The sequence below is a fragment of the Mycoplasma sp. 1578d genome (genome assembly GCF_024582695.1).
GTDB lineage: Bacteria > Bacillota_I > Bacilli_A > Mycoplasmatales > Metamycoplasmataceae > Mycoplasmopsis.
On sequence record NZ_CP102081.1, the window covers coordinates 394,293 to 411,321 of the forward strand.

At 26.9% G+C, this 17,029-nt stretch carries 15 protein-coding genes, 2 tRNA genes and 1 other RNA gene; 6 read left to right on the forward strand and 12 right to left on the reverse strand.

Annotation, left to right across the window (positions count from 1 at the left end; translation table 4 throughout):
- Positions 1–33 precede the first annotated feature (33 nt).
- Positions 34–588: an inorganic diphosphatase gene (locus NPA11_RS01610; protein WP_257043902.1), complete on the forward strand. Its 555-nt coding sequence runs from the start codon at positions 34–36 to the stop codon at positions 586–588.
- A 318-nt stretch (positions 589–906) separates the two neighbouring features.
- Here NPA11_RS01610 and NPA11_RS01615 read toward each other — a convergent pair.
- Positions 907–997 (reverse strand) — tRNA-Ser (locus NPA11_RS01615).
- Between the two features lie 141 nt (positions 998–1,138).
- On the opposite strand from NPA11_RS01615, the gene NPA11_RS01620 reads away from it, so the two are divergent.
- Positions 1,139–2,059, forward strand: a complete 921-nt coding sequence (locus NPA11_RS01620; RefSeq protein ID WP_257043903.1) for a hypothetical protein — start codon at positions 1,139–1,141, stop codon at positions 2,057–2,059.
- Between the two features lie 197 nt (positions 2,060–2,256).
- On the opposite strand, the gene NPA11_RS01625 is transcribed toward NPA11_RS01620, so the two are convergent.
- Entirely contained in the window at positions 2,257–3,402 is a 1,146-nt protein-coding gene (locus NPA11_RS01625; RefSeq protein WP_257043904.1) for a trigger factor-related chaperone, read from the reverse strand.
- A gap of 104 nt (positions 3,403–3,506) precedes the next feature.
- On the reverse strand, positions 3,507–3,722 hold the full coding sequence (locus tag NPA11_RS01630) for an MAG6790 family protein (protein WP_257043905.1): 216 nt from the start codon (positions 3,720–3,722) through the stop codon (positions 3,507–3,509).
- A gap of 256 nt (positions 3,723–3,978) precedes the next feature.
- Here NPA11_RS01630 and NPA11_RS01635 point away from each other — a divergent pair, with 256 nt between their 5' ends.
- Positions 3,979–4,992, forward strand: coding sequence for a DNA adenine methylase (locus NPA11_RS01635; RefSeq protein WP_257043906.1), 1,014 nt, complete (start codon positions 3,979–3,981; stop codon positions 4,990–4,992).
- Here the strand turns inward: NPA11_RS01635 and NPA11_RS01640 are convergent.
- The 3 genes from NPA11_RS01640 to ligA form a co-directional block, all read right to left on the reverse strand.
- A complete protein-coding gene (locus NPA11_RS01640; protein ID WP_257043907.1) occupies positions 4,985–6,115 on the reverse strand; it encodes a hypothetical protein in 1,131 nt (376 codons plus the stop codon). The genes NPA11_RS01635 and NPA11_RS01640 overlap by 8 nt on opposite strands.
- 168 nt (positions 6,116–6,283) lie before the next feature.
- On the reverse strand, positions 6,284–7,264 hold the full coding sequence (locus NPA11_RS01645) for an aspartate--ammonia ligase (RefSeq protein ID WP_257043908.1): 981 nt from the start codon (positions 7,262–7,264) through the stop codon (positions 6,284–6,286).
- A 14-nt stretch (positions 7,265–7,278) separates the two neighbouring features.
- Positions 7,279–9,492 (reverse strand): NAD-dependent DNA ligase LigA, encoded by a 2,214-nt coding sequence (ligA, locus tag NPA11_RS01650; RefSeq protein WP_257043909.1) that lies wholly within the window; start codon positions 9,490–9,492, stop codon positions 7,279–7,281.
- Between the two features lie 61 nt (positions 9,493–9,553).
- Between ligA and ychF the strand changes: the two genes are divergently transcribed.
- Positions 9,554–10,654 (forward strand): redox-regulated ATPase YchF, encoded by a 1,101-nt coding sequence (gene ychF / locus NPA11_RS01655; protein WP_257043910.1) that lies wholly within the window; start codon positions 9,554–9,556, stop codon positions 10,652–10,654.
- A gap of 9 nt (positions 10,655–10,663) precedes the next feature.
- Positions 10,664–10,734: transfer RNA gene (locus NPA11_RS01660), tRNA-Trp, on the forward strand.
- A 66-nt stretch (positions 10,735–10,800) separates the two neighbouring features.
- Here NPA11_RS01660 and NPA11_RS01665 read toward each other — a convergent pair.
- From NPA11_RS01665 to NPA11_RS01680, 4 genes are all read right to left on the reverse strand, one after another.
- Positions 10,801–11,961: a hypothetical protein gene (locus NPA11_RS01665; protein WP_257043911.1), complete on the reverse strand. Its 1,161-nt coding sequence runs from the start codon at positions 11,959–11,961 to the stop codon at positions 10,801–10,803.
- Entirely contained in the window at positions 11,954–12,907 is a 954-nt protein-coding gene (holA, locus tag NPA11_RS01670) for a DNA polymerase III subunit delta (RefSeq protein WP_257043912.1), read from the reverse strand. The genes NPA11_RS01665 and holA overlap by 8 nt, the downstream gene beginning before the upstream one ends.
- 3 nt (positions 12,908–12,910) lie before the next feature.
- Positions 12,911–14,044, reverse strand: a complete 1,134-nt coding sequence (locus NPA11_RS01675; RefSeq protein WP_257043913.1) for a ComEC/Rec2 family competence protein — start codon at positions 14,042–14,044, stop codon at positions 12,911–12,913.
- Between the two features lie 134 nt (positions 14,045–14,178).
- Entirely contained in the window at positions 14,179–14,673 is a 495-nt protein-coding gene (locus NPA11_RS01680; RefSeq protein WP_257043914.1) for an MAG0490 family ComEA-like DNA-binding protein, read from the reverse strand.
- Positions 14,674–14,764: 91 nt separating this feature from the next.
- Between NPA11_RS01680 and rnpB the strand changes: the two genes are divergently transcribed.
- An RNA gene (rnpB, locus tag NPA11_RS01685) (RNase P RNA component class B) lies at positions 14,765–15,036 on the forward strand.
- Between the two features lie 61 nt (positions 15,037–15,097).
- Here the strand turns inward: rnpB and NPA11_RS01690 are convergent.
- Together NPA11_RS01690 and NPA11_RS01695 are read right to left on the reverse strand one after the other, a co-directional pair.
- Complete coding sequence (locus NPA11_RS01690; RefSeq protein ID WP_257043915.1) at positions 15,098–16,210, reverse strand: DUF3137 domain-containing protein; 1,113 nt, start codon at positions 16,208–16,210, stop codon at positions 15,098–15,100.
- Between the two features lie 18 nt (positions 16,211–16,228).
- A complete protein-coding gene (locus tag NPA11_RS01695) occupies positions 16,229–16,867 on the reverse strand; it encodes a LemA family protein (RefSeq protein WP_257043916.1) in 639 nt (212 codons plus the stop codon).
- Between the last annotated feature and the right edge of the window lie 162 nt (positions 16,868–17,029).

A 17,029-nucleotide genomic window follows, 5' to 3' on the forward strand; every position in this document is an offset into this window, starting at 1 on the left:
TAATTTGATGGCTTTAATGTTATTATTTAAATTATGAAAAATATTATTGACGTTAAAATTGAAATTCAAAAAAATTCACGGATTAAATATGAATACAACCGCAAAACTGGAGCAATTGAAGTTGATCGTATTTTAAGAGGTGATTTTGTTTATCCAGCTAATTATGGATTCATTCCTAATGCTCTTGATTGAGATGGTGATGAACTTGATGTACTTGTATATTCACAAGAAACATTTGCAGTTGGATCAATGCTTAAAGCTAGAATTATTGGAGCTATGAAAATGATTGATGATGGTGAAACTGATACTAAATTAATCGCTGTACATGCTGATGATTATCGTTTAGATCACATCAATAAACTTGAGGATTTACCACTCCCATTTTTAGATACAGTTAAACAATTTTTCAGTACATACAAAAACTGGAAACGTGTAGGAATTACTAGTGTTAATGGTTTTGAAGATACTCAATGAGCCCTTAATGAATATGCTGAATGTGTTGAATTAATGGATCAATATGGTTCAATGGATAAAAAAGAATTTATTAAACTCATGCAAGAAAAACATCCAGAAAAATATACCAAATAGATAAATAAAAAATAATCTTGGATAGATTTTAGAATTTTTTAAATGTTTACGAACTTACCTCAATTTTTTGGGGTTTTTTCATTTTAATACAAACTGATATAGAGATAAACTTAAAATATTCCTTTGATATTTTTCGTAATATTCAAATCATTTTAATCATTATTCAAATTTCAATTGACTTATAATTACTTTTATTTTAATTATAAATTAAAAAAGGCACGCTCCAATTTGCGTGCCCTAATTTATAAGTTTATTATCTTTTAATTTTAAAAGGTATGACAGAATTTAAAAATGCATCAAAAAACCTAAATAAAAAAATGGCGGAACAGAGAGGATTTGAACCTCCGCGGGAGTTGCCTCCCCTACAGTCTTAGCAGGACCGCCTCTTCAGCCTCTTGAGTACTGTTCCGTTTGTTATAGCTTACTAATTATACCTCAAAATTTAATTGTTAAAAGAAGAAAATTTTTACAAAAAATTAGTTATTATTTCCTAGTTTAAAAAAATTTAAAATATTTATATTTTATTGTGCAAAAAGACTATAATTTAGCAATGAAAACAAATAAATATAAATTACTTAGAAATTATTTACTTTTAACAACTCCTGTTGCTGTTTTTGCAGCATCAGTGTCATGTTCTAATTCAGCTACAAAAACAGAGGATCCTAAAAAAGATACTCCAAAACCAGAAACTCCACCTAAAGACAAACAAGATCCTCAAACACCACCAAAAACAGAGGATCCTAATAAAACCGAAACTCCTCCAAAACCAGAAACTCCTGCTAAACAAGATGAAAACAAACCTACAACACCTTCTAAACCTGATAAAAAACCATCTGAAGGTTCAAATACAGAAGGAAGCAAAACTGAAACTGTAGAATCAAAACAATTAAAAGAAGAAATCTCAAAACTTTCACTTTATAAAGATGATTTTACAAAAGAATCTTATGATCAATACTTTGCTAATTTAGAAAAAAGAGAAGAAGAGTTCACTAATAAAAAGTATGGATCAGGCGATCAATTTCATAGTGAAATTCCAGCGAATGAAGGATATACTAAAGATCAATTCAAAAAAGATGTAAGCACTTTAAAAACATATTATTCACAAGTTCAAGAATTATTAAATTTATTAAAAAGTAAACCTGAAGAAGTTTCGAAGTTTTTAGAAACTAAAAAATCAGATTCTACATCAATTTTTAAAGTTTCAGATGATAAAGTTTCGATTGATGTTCTAAAAATCAATACTCTTTACAATAAATTAATTGCTGAAAATTTGAAAAAAGTGCAAGAAAAGAAAAATAATTCAATTCCAGATTTTGTTACTATTGGATTCGGATTTGGTGGTAAAAGATCTGAAGTAAAAGATCTTTTCAAACAAAGAACAGGCGAATTTGTACACTTGTTCCCTGGTATTGGAGGTTTTCCAGAGGAAATCAAACAAATTAATACAAATCAAACCGCAAAAAATAAATAATTAAAAGATAAAGAGTTACAAACTGGTAAGAAACACAAACTACATCTAAAAAAATAATAAATAATTTTTTAGTATTAGTAAATGTTCTTAATATAATAATCAAGTTAACAACAACAACAACATTTTATAACTTGGATTTCATTAATTAAAATTTAAAAGATCAATACTTCAAGTATTGATCTTTTTCTTTCAGTTTTTTATTGAAGGTTTAAATGTGAATATTTTTGATTATCTTGGTATCTTTGAGAATCGTATTTAGCTAAATAATATAAGGCAATTTTTTTGATAATAATTGCATTTACCACCATTTCAGGTCTGATTGAATTTTGACTTTCAATTGGGAAAAAGTTTTGTGCATAAGCAAATTCATTTTTGAATTCTTGCTCTGTAATGTCAAGGTTTAATTTAATTCTAAAGATCATTTGTCAAAAGAAATTATAAATAGTTGCTATAACAAATTCAGACGGATTACCTTGAAATTCTGGTCCAAAATTAAAATGTTCCAGATCGTTTTGAACCAAATCATCAGGTATTTCAACTACTTTGCTACTTTTAATTAATTGATCAATAATACCAGTTCCATATTGGAATAAAGCCTCATTATAAATTTGGGCTCTTGTAGTTTGATAGATATCAGCCTTAACATCTTGTAGGTTTGTAAAATTTTTACCTAAAATCTCTTTAGCATTTTCGTCAGTAATAGGAGCATTTTTAAAGTACACTGCACTCTCAATTTCAAACATTAAAGGTGAACCTAATTTATCACTTTCAAATGTTTGACCAACTTTTTTACCCAACACTAAGTTCTCAAGAACTTGATTTTCATTTGGTGAAGCATAAATTGTGTGCATTTGAACATTTTTCTTATCTTTATCACTTACTTTGACTGAAACTAATTGGCCTTCTTGGATAACTTTGTCTTTTTCTAAATAAAAACGAAAAGCATAATCTTTAATAAAATTGTCAGTAAAGTTCTTGATCATTTCTTCGTAATTTTCTGGCATTTTGAATTTGACTTCTGGTTCAAAATCAGTATTAAAATGATTTAGTTCTTCATAGTAATAAATTTTAAACTCAGCATTAATTTTTTCAGGTGTTACTTCATGTTTAACATCCATTGGTCTAAAATAAACAATGTGATCTTTTTTGTTTAAATAAGAATTTCAAACCTTTTGCATTTCTGGCATAACAAACAATTTGTATGCATAATCTAAAATTTTATCTTGAGTAATTTTAAGTGATGAATCTGATTGAGCTTGTTGTTGCAATGCTTTTAAAGCCTTACTTTGATAATCAACTCAAGTCACAACATCAATTTGAATAGGTTGTGTTAAAAATTTCATTTATTCTCTCCTTATTACTTTAAATTTTACTAATATATTAAGCATATTATTTCCAAAATATCAAATAAAAACAAAAGATGCCATGCATCTTTTGTTAATTTAAATTAAACAATTTTTAAGACAACTTCTTTTGAAGCATATTTTCCGTGTAAATTATCTCTTTCTACGTGTATAATCTCGATATTTTCGTTAGCCTTGGTATGGGTACCGTGTTTGTGTCCTCTGCGATAGTTTTTGATTAATCCGCTTAAATCATCAAGTGAGTTTGCTTGAGCAACGATTTCTCCACTTGCAACTAATTTAGCTTTATATTTGTACATATTTATTAAACCTCCGAAAATGATTATATCTACATATAAATTATATTAAATTATAGTCTAGATTGATAAAAATGGAAAAATTAGTATATTTTCCTCAAGAGAAAAAACACAAAATTCAATGGATAATTTTGAATTTTTGCTGGAATATAAAATATAATTTAAATAATCTTTTAAATAAATAAATTTCAGCATTATTTTGTTGAAATTTATTTATTCAAAAATTTTTTTAACGCACAAAAAATGCAAAGGAGTAGCAATGAATTATATCGGATCTAAATATTCTTTGTTATCTTTCATAGATAAAAGTATTCAAGAAGTGACAAAATATAAAGATCATGATAATTTAATTTTTGCTGATCTATTTGCTGGAACAGGCGTGGTAGGCAATTATTATAAAAAAAAGGGTTGAAAAGTCTATTCAAACGATATTCAGAGTTATAGCTATATTATTAATAAACATTATATTGAAAACAATTCGAAAAAAATTGATTTAAAATGACTTGAATATTTAAATAACCTTAAACCAATTCAAGGGTTTATCTATCAAAATTATTGTAATGGCTCTGGTAGTGGAAGAATGTATTTTAGTGACGAAAATGGCAAAAAATGTGATGCTATTCGAACTAAAATTGAACAGTTATATCAAGAAAGGGTTTTTAACGAGAACAATTACTACTTTTATCTTGGTAGTTTAATTAATTCAATTGATAAATATGCTAACACAGCTTCAGTCTATGGAGCATTTTTAAAAAAACTTAAAGCTTCAGCACAAATGACTTTTGAGCTTGAACCTCTAGAAATTATTGATAATACACTTGGTAAAGCATTTAAAAATGATGTTAATGATTTAGTCCACCATATTCAAGGTGATGTTTTGTATTTAGATCCGCCATATAATTCAAGACAATATTATGCAAATTATCACGTTTTAGAAACAATTGCTAAATATGACAACCCATCTTTAAAAGGAAAAACTGGATTAAGGAATGAAACTAATCAAAGAAGTGATTTTTGTTCAAAAATCAAAGCTCCACAAGCTTTAGAACATTTAATTGCTCACGCTAAATTTAAATATATTTTTCTTAGTTATAACGATGAAGGAATTATGTCCTTAGATACAATTAAAAAAATTATGTCTAAATATGGCGAATATTCTTATAAAACTAAAGTTCATAAAAGATATCAAGCTGACAAGAATAATAATCGTAACATTCTTCGTAATGAAACTATTGAGTATTTACACTGCTTAATAAAAAACGATTTTAATTAATTGTTATTTGTTCTTTTTTGATAGACAAAAGTTTCAATTTAATTTTGTTTACCACTAAATTTTTATTATTGTGTTTGAAAATGTATTTATTTAATTTTTCAAATACTTCAGATTGTTTTCTCGGTGTTTTATATCCAACTCCAATTATTATTGGGTCGATAGTTATTTTCTTTCCTTCGTATTGATATATTGGAACTAAGTAATCTAAAATCCATTTTAAATATCTTTCTATTTGTAAAACAATAGAATCAGGTTTAATTGTTTCGTCTTTGAGTTCAATTAAAGAAATATAAATATTATCATTTTCTTCTTGAATTGTCATACAATCTATTTTTTGCATACCCACCCCACAACTAACTTCGTTTCCAATCCATTTTAAAGGAATTTTTTTATCTAAAATTATGTGAGGATTTGTTTTTAATGTGTTTAAGGTTCAAAGTTGTACATAGTTCTCAAATGCTTTTTTTGCACCAAATTTAAAAATCAAGTTATCAAAAGCAGTAGGTAAAGGATTTAACTTTTTACCTAAGTAAGCATTAGTTTTTGCAGAAGGGACAATTATTTTTTTAGTACTATCATATGTAAAATGCTTTCCTTGCAAAATCTTGTTATTTTTCGAAATTAATTTTTTAAATCGTTTAAATTCATAATCTTTAATTGGAGTGCATCCACGTTCTCCTTTGAGTTTACGATAAATTAATGATCAACACATATCTTGAGGCATTCTTATTTCATTTAATGAATCGAGCAATTCAAATTCAGAAATTCCGTGTTGAAAAACAATATCGGGCTTTATATCAATTCTGTATGTTAATGTTTTTCCTAATTCATTTTGTAAATAATTATTTTTTACATTATCAATATAAACCTCGCTTGTTGCTTTAAAAATTCCGAAAAACCTTGAAATGCCTGTAACAAAAAAGATAATATCATCGCCAATTCGAATTCTTTCAAGATCAGAAAGCATTGAAATTGCTATATTTTCCATTTGCGTTCCCGCTTGTGTGTTTTCACTTTTATTTACTAGAAAATTAATATCACTAATTGAATTTCCTGTTCCAGCAAACATATATTCTAAGTGCACTTTAAAAGTCTGCTCGTTTACTATAAAAACGTGTGCCATAAATTTTTTCCTTTAAATTAATAATAAAAATTAATGTATTTTTTAAATTTTAAAGAAAAAATAGGGTTTTTTCCACGAAAATATGACAATAAAATAAGAAAAATTTTAATTCGAATAAACAAAAACCAGGATTAATTTGAAATAATCCCGGTTTTAAATAATAATTAATTAAAGTAATTCAATGTTGTTTTCTGAACAATGTTTTTTAGTTTCTTCATTTCAAGTAGACACTTGAACTTCACCAATGTGTTTTTTTTCTAATAAAAACATTGAAAGTCTGCTTTGCCCAATTCCTCCACCAATTGTAAAAGGAAGTGTGCTTTGGTAAATTCCGTTGTGATATTCACCGATTTTTGAATCATCAATATTTAAGTATTCTTTTTGTTTTGCAAGTGCACTTGCATCAACTCTAATTCCCATTGAAGAAATTTCTAAAGCTGCATCATTGACTTTATCATAAACAATTAAATCCCCATTGAGTGTTCAATCATCATAGTCAAAAGCTCTTTTTGAATGCTCAACCCCGTCAGGTAGTTTATATCCAACTCCAATAACAAAGAATGCTTTGTGTTTTTTAGAAAATTCATTTTCTCGTTGTTCAGGAGTTAAATTTGGATATAAATCATATAGTTCTTGTGTAGTGATAAAGGTTAGTTCTTCCGGTAAATCATAAACAAGTTGAGGAAAGTCTAAAATAAGCTCTCTTTTAACAAATTTAATTGATTCATAGATTTTTGAAACAGTTGCTTTTAAAAAATCTACATTACGATCTGATTGGTCAATAATCATTTCTCAATCTCATTGATCAACATAATATGAGTGTTTATAGTCAAGTTGTTCTTCACGACGAATGGCATTCATATCAGTGTAAATACCTTCGTACTTAGCAAAATGATATTTTTGAAGTGCAGTACGTTTCCATTTTGCTAGTGAGTGCACGATTTCGTGTTGTTGGTCAATTCCTTTTGGGAAAAAAGTTACTGGAGTTTCTCCGTTTAATCCATCATTAATTTTTGAATCACTTTTAACAAATAAAGGAGCACTAACTCTAGTTAAGTGTAAGCGTTTGTGCAATTGTTTAGTGAAGTCAAATTTTAAATCTTGGATTGCTTGTTGAGTTTGCTTAATATTTAATTTTGATTGATACATTTTCTGCTCCTTATTTAATTTAGAAGATCGTTGAATTGTTCTTCACTTAAAATTTTAACACTTAAAGCATTTGCTTTATCCAATTTACTTCCCGGATTTTCTCCTGCCAGTAAATAGCTTGTTTGTGTGCTCACTGATGATGATACTTTGGCTCCATTTGCGATTAAAAGGTTTTTATAATAATCACGCGGTTTAGATAGTGTTCCAGTAATTACAAAGGTTAATCCAGCAAGCTTAGTTCCTTTGGTAATTTTTTGGTAATTGAGCAAATTATCTAAAGATTCAAGTAAATTTTGATTTTGTTTTTGAGCAACAAAAGTTTTCAAATTATCAACAATAACATTACCAATGGTATTAATTTGAGTAAGTGTGTCTAAATCCACACTAATTAAATCTGATAATTGATTAATTTTTTCAGCGATTAATTCAGCTACTTGAGCCCCAATAGTTTTAATTCCAATGGCAAATAATGCTTTAGCAAGAGTAGTGTTTTTGCATTTTTCAATACTTGCGATTAACTTTAAAACTTTTCTTTTTCCAATTTTTGGAAGTGATTCGAGTTGTTCTTTTTTCTCATTTAAGGTAAAAATATCTAAAATATTTTTTAAGATATTTTCTTTATAAAACAAACGAATATTTTCTTCACCCAAATCAACAATATTCATAGCATCACGGGAAACAAAATGGACAAGCGAACGAATTATTTTTTCTTCACATTTATCGTTTTCACACATTTGATCAACGATTTCCTTGTTTTCAACTAATAAGCTACCACACGAAGGACAATTAAGTATTTTAGGAAAGACACTTTGAGTATTTTTTTGAATTAATCCAATAACTTTTGGAATAATTTCCCCAGATTTAATCACTTTAACTAAGTCTCCTATATTCAATCTCATATTAGCAATATATTCATAATTGTGAAGGGTAGCTGATTGAACGGTAGTTTGATTCAGTTGAACTGGATTTAATTTAGCTAAATATGTAATTTTTCCAGTCCGCCCTACTTCAGCGGTAATATCTAATATTTTGGTAATTGCTTCTTCAGTTTCATATTTAAAAGCAATTGCATAACGTGGAAATTTTGCGGTTGCTCCTAATAAATATCACAATTCAATTTCATTAACTTTAATTACAAATCCATCACAATCATAATCTAAATTTGGTTTGATATTTTTGAATTCTTGAATTTTATCAATGGCTTGTTGAATATTATTAGCTTGTTTTATGTAATTATTAGTCACAAAACCATGTTGTTTAAGAAATGTTAATACTTGAATTTGAGTATTGAGATTATGCACTTGCGGAGAAACAATTTCATAAACAAAATAGTCTAAATTTCTTTGCTTGACAATTGTTTCATCCAATTGCCTTAATGTTCCACTAGCTGCATTCCGTGGATTAGCAAATAATTTTGGTACACTAACTTGATAAACATAATTAATTAAATCATTTTGAGCAAACAAATTTTCAACTTGTTGGCAAAAATCAAGCAATAATTCAGGTCGATCGTTTAAATTATTTTTTAAATTTTCTCCCTCATTTAATAAATCCTTAAATTGTTCTGTTTTATCAATTAATAATAAATTTTGCTCAATTTGTCCAATAAAATTTTTTAAATTTTTCAGTGCATCAAAAAATTTAGTTTCTCTGATAATTTTCTCATTTGCTTTTTGATAATTTTGTTTACTTAAATATACTTCTCCACGAATTTCAATATCTTGAAGATAATCAATTTTTAATGGAACGTTGTGAATTTGTTTAATGTTTTGAGTGACTAATTCACCAACCACACCATCTCCACGAGTAACTGCTCGAATCAATTCTCCATTCGAATAATGAAGCGAAATGGATAATCCATCGATTTTAGGTTCAAGACTATATGTATGCCCGCCTGAACTAACTTTATTAATATCATTATCAAATTTTAAAATATCTTCAATTGAATAAGCTTTGTTAAGTGAGAGCATAACTTTTTCATGTGTGAATTTAATAAAACGGTTTGATGTAGTTGCTCCAATTTTTTGAGTTGGCGAATTTTTACGCACAAATTCAGGATATTGAGCTTCAAAAGCAACTAACTCTTGATAAACTTGATCATATTCAACATCTGATACACTTGGGAAATCTAAGTCATAATATTCATAATTTCAAAAATTAATCTGTTCGACTAGTTGGTTCATCTTTTTCTTGATAAAATTTACTTGCTCTTTAGTGTAATTATTCATTCTTTAATTATAAACAAAGCCCTTATTTTTTGATAAAATTAAAAACAATTAAAGGAGAAACATGGGAATTAAAGCAGGAATTGTCGGTCTTCCAAATGTTGGTAAAAGCACACTTTTTAGTGCTCTTACTAAAAAGCAAGTTGAATCTTCAAATTATGCTTTTACTACCATTGAACCAAATGTTTCAACCGTATCTCTTAAAGATGAGCGTTTAGATGCTCTTGCACAAATTGTTAAACCAAATAAAATCGTACATGCAACCTTTGATTTTGTTGATATTGCCGGATTAGTTAAGGGAGCTTCTAAAGGAGAAGGACTTGGTAATAAGTTTCTAGCTAATATTCGTGAAGTTGATGCAATTATCCATGTTATTCGTTGCTTTGAAAACAAAGACATTGTTCACGTTGCTGATTCGGTTGATCCAGTTAGGGATAAAGAAATTATTAATTATGAACTTATTCTAGCTGATTTAGAAACCGTTTCAAATGTTTTAAATCGAGTAGCTAAAAAAGCTAAAAGTGGAGATAAGCAAGCTTTAATCGAACAAAATGCAGCTTTAAAAATTAAACAAGCACTTGAAAGCGAAATTCCTGCACGAGATGTTAAATTAAGTGATGAAGAACTTCATTACATTAAAGGTTATCATCTATTAACATTAAAACCAGTTATTTATGTTGCTAATTTAAGTAATGAGCAAATTGCTAATTATCAACAAGATCCACTTTTTATTGTTTTAAATCAGTCTCTAGGCGATAAAGATAAAATAATTCCTATTTCAGTTCAACTTGAAAGTGAATTAATTTCACTTGAAGATGAAAAGGAAAAATATGAGCTTTTAGAAATGTACGGAATAGCTAAAAGTGGATTAGATATACTAACTAGAGAAGCATTTGATTTACTTAATTTAGAAACTTTCTTTACAACTGGAGTTGTTGAAGTCAGAGCTTGAGTTTATCAAAAAGGTTGAGCCGCTCCAAAATGTGCTGGTGTTATTCATAGTGATTTTGAGAAAAAATTTATTAAAGCAGATATAATTAGCTATCAAGACTTTATCGATTATAATGGTGAACAAGGTGCACGTAATGCTGGAAAACTTCGTTCTGAGGGAAAAAATTATATAATGCAAGATGGAGATATTTGTCATTTTAAATTTGGTAAATAACCATTTTATGGGGGTTTAGTATAATGGCATTATAGCAGTCTCCAAAACTGATGATAAGGGTTCGATTCCTTTAACCCCCGCAAATTAAGATATGTTGATACGTTTGTATCAGCTTTTTTGTTCTTTTTGGAAAACGACAAAACCCACTATCCTTTTGCCTTGTCTTGGAATAAGAAATTATAAGCAAATGGTTCAACAAACAAATTACTCTGCTTATCTTTAATTTTTTTGAGTGAATAATTGATTTTTAATAGATATTTTTCATTTGGATATATTTTAGTGATTTTGATGATTCTTGAGAATTTAGATATTTTAGTTTTAGCATAATTTGATCCATAAAATGAATTTATTTGTAGTTGATTTAATGTAATTTTTCAAATCATTTCATTTGGATAAAAATTACCTTCATTTTTTCCATTATTAGAATTTGGATTTGAGACAAATAGTACGCAAAGTGAATTAGAAATAAATTTACTAAGAGCAAACAGAGCTTTAATCTTGTGAACAAAAAATAAAATACTTTGATTGCTAAATAAAAGATTATTAACATCAAAACAAATTCTAATTTGTCTTTTTGCGATTATTTTTAAAGTTTTTTGTTGCTGTTTTAGTGTATAAAAGTCATTTTCATCTCAAAGCAAAATCAATTTAGAATCATCTAGTTTATTTAATTTGAGCAATTTAAAAAACTGATAATTAATTAAAAATCAAACATCCAAATCACCCGTAAATAATTTATGCATGAATTTATATCTGCTTAATTGTAATTTAAATTTATTCTTGCTTTCTTTTGAAAGAAAATCTAACACTAGAAAGTTTTGAATATTAAACATTTTTGATAGTTTTTTAATAAATTTTTCAATCTTATCCTGCTCATATTGATCAAAAATTCCAAAATCATTAATTTTTAAATTGAATTTTTGTTTATTTAAGCTTTTTAAGAAATCATTTAAATAATCTAAATTATCAATTTTGTTAATGTTTAAATGTTCTGCAAGTCAAAAAGATAAGTTAATTTTTCTAAAATTCACGCTAATAGAAGTTTTAATACCCATTTTATGTAATGCTTGGATAAATTGGAAATAAATAAGCAATTTATTTTTAAAATCCTTATTTAAAATTTGATTTTTAGAACTGTAATCAATAATAAAATTAAAAATATCATTTAAAACTATTTCAAATGATTGTGGTAATTTTGAAACTAAATCCAAAATATCTTTTAAGTATTGATGAATTTGATTTGGATCTTTATTAATGAAGATATTTTGATCAACAAAAATAATATTACGATTGGTTTGTTTAATCATTTATTTCCTTGTTTGAAAAATACTTAATTAAAAAACTTTCAAAAACAATTTGAGTATTCACTTGTGTAGATTTAAAAATTTGATCAAGTTTAGCTAATTCAAAAATAATACTACTAATTTCTTTTTTAGTGTACTTATTTAAGATTGCTCTTGCTTTTTTAATTCTAAATTCGTGTACTTTTAAAAAATCAGCTATTCTTGAGCTATCTCATTGTAATTTTTCTAAATAATAAACTTTATTAGCAAGAATAAAGATGTTTGCAATTTGAGAAACTAGAGAAATTTCATCATTACCTTCGAATTTTTTCTGTTGATAGTTTTTTCAAATATCAGCAAAATTTTTGCTTTCAAATGAATTAGAAAAAGAGAAGCGTTCATCTAAAATATATTTACCAATTGATTTATCAATAGTTTCTTTAGTAATGTTTTTAGTTTCGAGTAGTAATTTATTAATTTCTTGAATGATTAAACTTAAATTATGGGGAAGTTTTTCAATTAAATACATTAAATTAGATACTGAAATTTCAGCTCCTCTAGTTTTGATATATTTAGTTAATTCTCTAGGAAGATTTTTCTTGTCAATTTTATTACAATAAATAACTTTATTATTTTTTTCGAAAGCTTTTAAGAGCTTAGATTCTGGTAATTTATCTTTTCTAAATAAAAACACTAATTGATTTATTTGTTCTTCATCAAACAAATTAATTATTTTTTCTTCAACAAATTTTTGTTCATTGTTAAGATTCTTTGTTAAAAATAACTGAAAATTTTCCACAATAATCAATCTTGGTTCACTAAAAAGTGAGCTAGTTTCTAAATTGTTAAAAATATCGTTTCATTGATATTTTTCATTAAAAAAGATAACGTGCTGTTCCTTGTATTTAGATTTTAATTGTTCAATTTTTTGATCAATAAAAAAATTCTCTTCACCATAAATTAAAAGCATATTTTAATTATATATGTAATTATTTGAATGTCTTGATTTTCTAATTGATAATCAATAAATTCATAAAAGATTAAGTACTTTTATACTTCAATATAAATAAGTGTTTGTGATTTGAAAAACAATATAAAAGGACATAAAAATAAAGAAATTGTTTAAAAAATCAAAAATTAAATAAATCATTGATACAAATGGTTCGAGTCAAAATCCAAAAAACAGCAAAAAGACAAACAATTCAATAACTGGAGTTAATAAAAGTGAAACAAAAAATGAAAGAGGATAAAACTTTTGCGTGAAAATAAATACTAATGCCACTGAAAAAAGTCAAATACTAAAATAATCGTTAATAGTATCTTTATAATTTACAGGTTTATTAATATTTAAATAGATAAAAGCACTTAATAAAAATGAAAATCAAAATCCCAATGAATAAGAATATCAAGGATTCAAGGATAAACAAACCGCACCAACGCCCAAAAGGATTTTAAGTTTTAATTTTTTACTGGGTTTTGGATTTTTGAGCATATAAATTTCTAAACAAGTAATTAACAAAATTGCTTTAATTGAAGAAATAGTTCAATTACAAAAGGCAAAATAAGCTACCATTAAGACAAATGGAAGCCATTGTAAAAATTTGAATTTGCCAAAGAATATTTTTAAAAAATTAATAATTAAATTAAAGTGCATTCCGCTTAAAACAATTAAATGAACAATTCCTAAAAAGTTATATTGCTCAAGCACTTGGTCATTTGAATATCCAAATAAAAGTGATTTAACTAATTTGTTAAATTGATCATAATTAAACAAATCCAAGTTAAAAAATCACGATTTATAAGTGTTTTGATAAAACCGAATTGACCTAATATTTAACTGGTAAAATACTCCTTTTTGGTTGAAAGATATGTATTTAGAATTGAGCTCTTCAACATTTGCACTGATTGTGTATTGAGCATTTAAGGATAATGGCATTCATTTTTCCTTTTTAAAAGCTAAATAATCTCTAAAGAAAGCATCTTGAAAAATTACTGTTTTAGGAGAAATCTTTTTTAAGGTAAATACCTTTGTTTGTTGTCCTAAAGTAATTGAATTAATATTTAATTTTCAAAGAATAAAAACACTTACAGCTAATAAGCTGAGCAATAATATTCATTTCCATTGTTGGGTAGAATTGATCAAAATCAACACGATTACAAGAGTTCAAAGCACGATACTTCAATAGTTAATTTGAATTAATCAAACCAAAGATAAAGGAGCAACCAGAAATAATAATGCAATTATTCCAGAATCAGAAAGCTTTGCAATTTCTTTAAATTTACTGGTCCAATTCCTGAAATTTTTAGTATATCATCTCAAGTTGGAGTTCCCTTATTATTCTTTTTGTAATTAAGTAGCGTCTTAATTATTCTGGTTGAAATGTCTAAATGTTCAAATTGTTTAACCGAATCAAAGTTCTTTCATTTTAAAAAATAATTTTTTAATGGAACAAAGATTGGATCCTTGATTGAAGCAAGTTGGTTTAAATTAAACGAAGAAATATCTGAATTAGAGATCATTTTAGCACGAAAAAAGAGCTCGCGATAAGTTAATGGAGTATCGCTATAAATAATACCTGAATTTTCTACTGCTCCTGAGATACTATATTTGTATTGAGTTTGTGTAGTTATTTGATTTGGCGAGCGAGAATTAAATTTAGTTAAATAAACTCACGTCACTGGCAGAGCAAGAATTGGAATGATAATAAATAAGAGTTTATTGATTTTTCACTTCATAGCGATAAAATAATAAGTTTTTGCTCAAAATTACTAAAAAAGAAATTTTACCTGCATTTTTCTTGGTTTGAATATGATAAAATTAATTTACAACATCGGCCAGCAGCTGCATTTATGTAGAGGAAAGTCCGTGCTAACACCACCTGCAATGGTGGTAGTGTTCATGTTAGGTCTAATAAACCTAAGCCCAGACGACTAGTGCCACAGAGACGAGCAAAGTGAAACGCGGTAAACTCCATGAGTTAGAAACCCAAATTACGGTAGGGGAATTTTGACTAGGAATTCAAACAAAGTCAAAAAATGTATATACATTAGATAAATTGCTGGCACTGCTTGTAGCAGTACAGAACACGGCTTATAGATGTGAATAAAAACAATCCATTAGGATTGTTTTTATATAAAAAATGAACCCAAAAGATTCATTTTATTCAAAATAAAGTGGGATATAAACAAAACACAACATGTAATAAAAGGTATAAGTATCTTGAACAATATCACTATAATAGCTTTTAATTACCTGATCTTTATTAAGACTGATTTTAGCGTTAATTTTCATAAAGTTGTCAGAACCAGTAATATCGTAAAGAACTGATTTTTGTGCATTACTTGAAAATAATTTGAAACTATCAAATAAAATTCCTTGTTTATCGCGAACACGTTTGACTAGTAATTCTTGGGCAAAAGGAGTAAAAATTCTAAAGATTGATTGTCGATCATTAGATTTGAGTTTAAAGGTTGAATTAAACTGATTATTTTCTAGTTTAATAGTTTCTAAATGAGATCAAAGTCTTGATAATTTATTATTGAGAAATTTATTAGTGTTTAGAGTTCAATCAAAACTTTTTTCGCCCATAAAATCTGTATAAACTTTAATTGCTCCACGATAAACATTATAAATTCGCTCTCCGTTCTTAGTTTGAACGATATATTGTCAGTGTAAAAAGTAATATTCAACCGGATATTTATTATCAATTAATCAAGTCGCAAGTCGATTAGCTGAAATTAATGTTGGTGGATTTTGACAATCAGGTTTAATAGTTTCTAAATCAATTCTAGTTAAACCAGGGTTTTCATTAAGACTTAATTTAGAAACAAAATCAGGATTATTTGAAGTTACGTACTCAATTTCTGGAGAAATATTTTTAAAAGTTTTTTCATAAATGTGATCTGATTTAGCTAATTCACTGGAAATGCTTGAATTAATTCTTTGCTTAGCTTTAGTGAACTTAATTCAAAAAACAGTGCCAATAATAGCAAAAATCACTGCTAGTGCAAACACAGCTACAATACCATAAAAACCGGCTCTATTAGAATCTGATAAATCTTTAAGAACGGTAATTCCACCTCATATTGAAGCAATTAATAATAAAGCCCCTAAAACAAAGGAAGTTATAAAAACATTTTTCATTTTTCTTAATTCTTGGATAGCACTTCCTGAAAAATATTTTTCAACTTTCTCAACAACTAGCGGATAAATGTTATCATCACATTTACTTTTAAAAGTATCAAAATCTAAATACTCTTTGATAATTTTCATTTTACCAACTTATTTAAATTAGAAGTTAAATTTAACATCTTCTCTTTTAGCAGCGGAGGCTTGATATAAAGGTTTGGTTGAAAGACCTTCAAAAGATGCCACTACAGAATTTGGTCAGGTAAAAATTGAGCTATTAAATTCATTAACGTCCATATTGTATACTCTTCTAGCGGCCGCAATTTCTCTTTCTAAATATGCTGATTGATCCATTAATTCTCTAAATAGATTTGAAGATTTAAGATCTGGATAATTTTCAGATACAGCAATTAAACGTCCAAAAATACTGCTGTTTAATGATTCGATTTGACTTGCATTAGCAGTTGGGTTTGAGTAAATTAATGAACGCATTTGAGCGAATTGATTTACCATATCTTCTTCTTGTTTTTTGTATGCTGAAACAGCATCAGCAAGTTTGGTTAGCGTATCAAAACGTTTAGTAAGTTGCACATCAATTCCTGAAGCAGAATTGTTAATTTTGTTTTGCATTGCTAAGAATTTATTTTTTTTAATTACATAAGGAATTCCAAATGAAAAAATAAGTAATAAAATAAAAATGAATTTTCCAAAAAAACCTGCTTGAACTTTAATAGTTCGATTATCAGCAGCAGGATTAAATTCTTGTGTGTTTGTTGGATTTTGATCAAATAAGTTTGACATTTTTAAACTCCTAGATTTATTTTAATATTGATATATTGCAATTATAAAACAAAAATAAAAATAAGGTTATTAATAACATAGATATTTAATCTTTTTATTTAGATTTTTGAATTGCTTGCTATATAATGAGTATATAAATTTGATTTTGAAATTTTAAGTTTT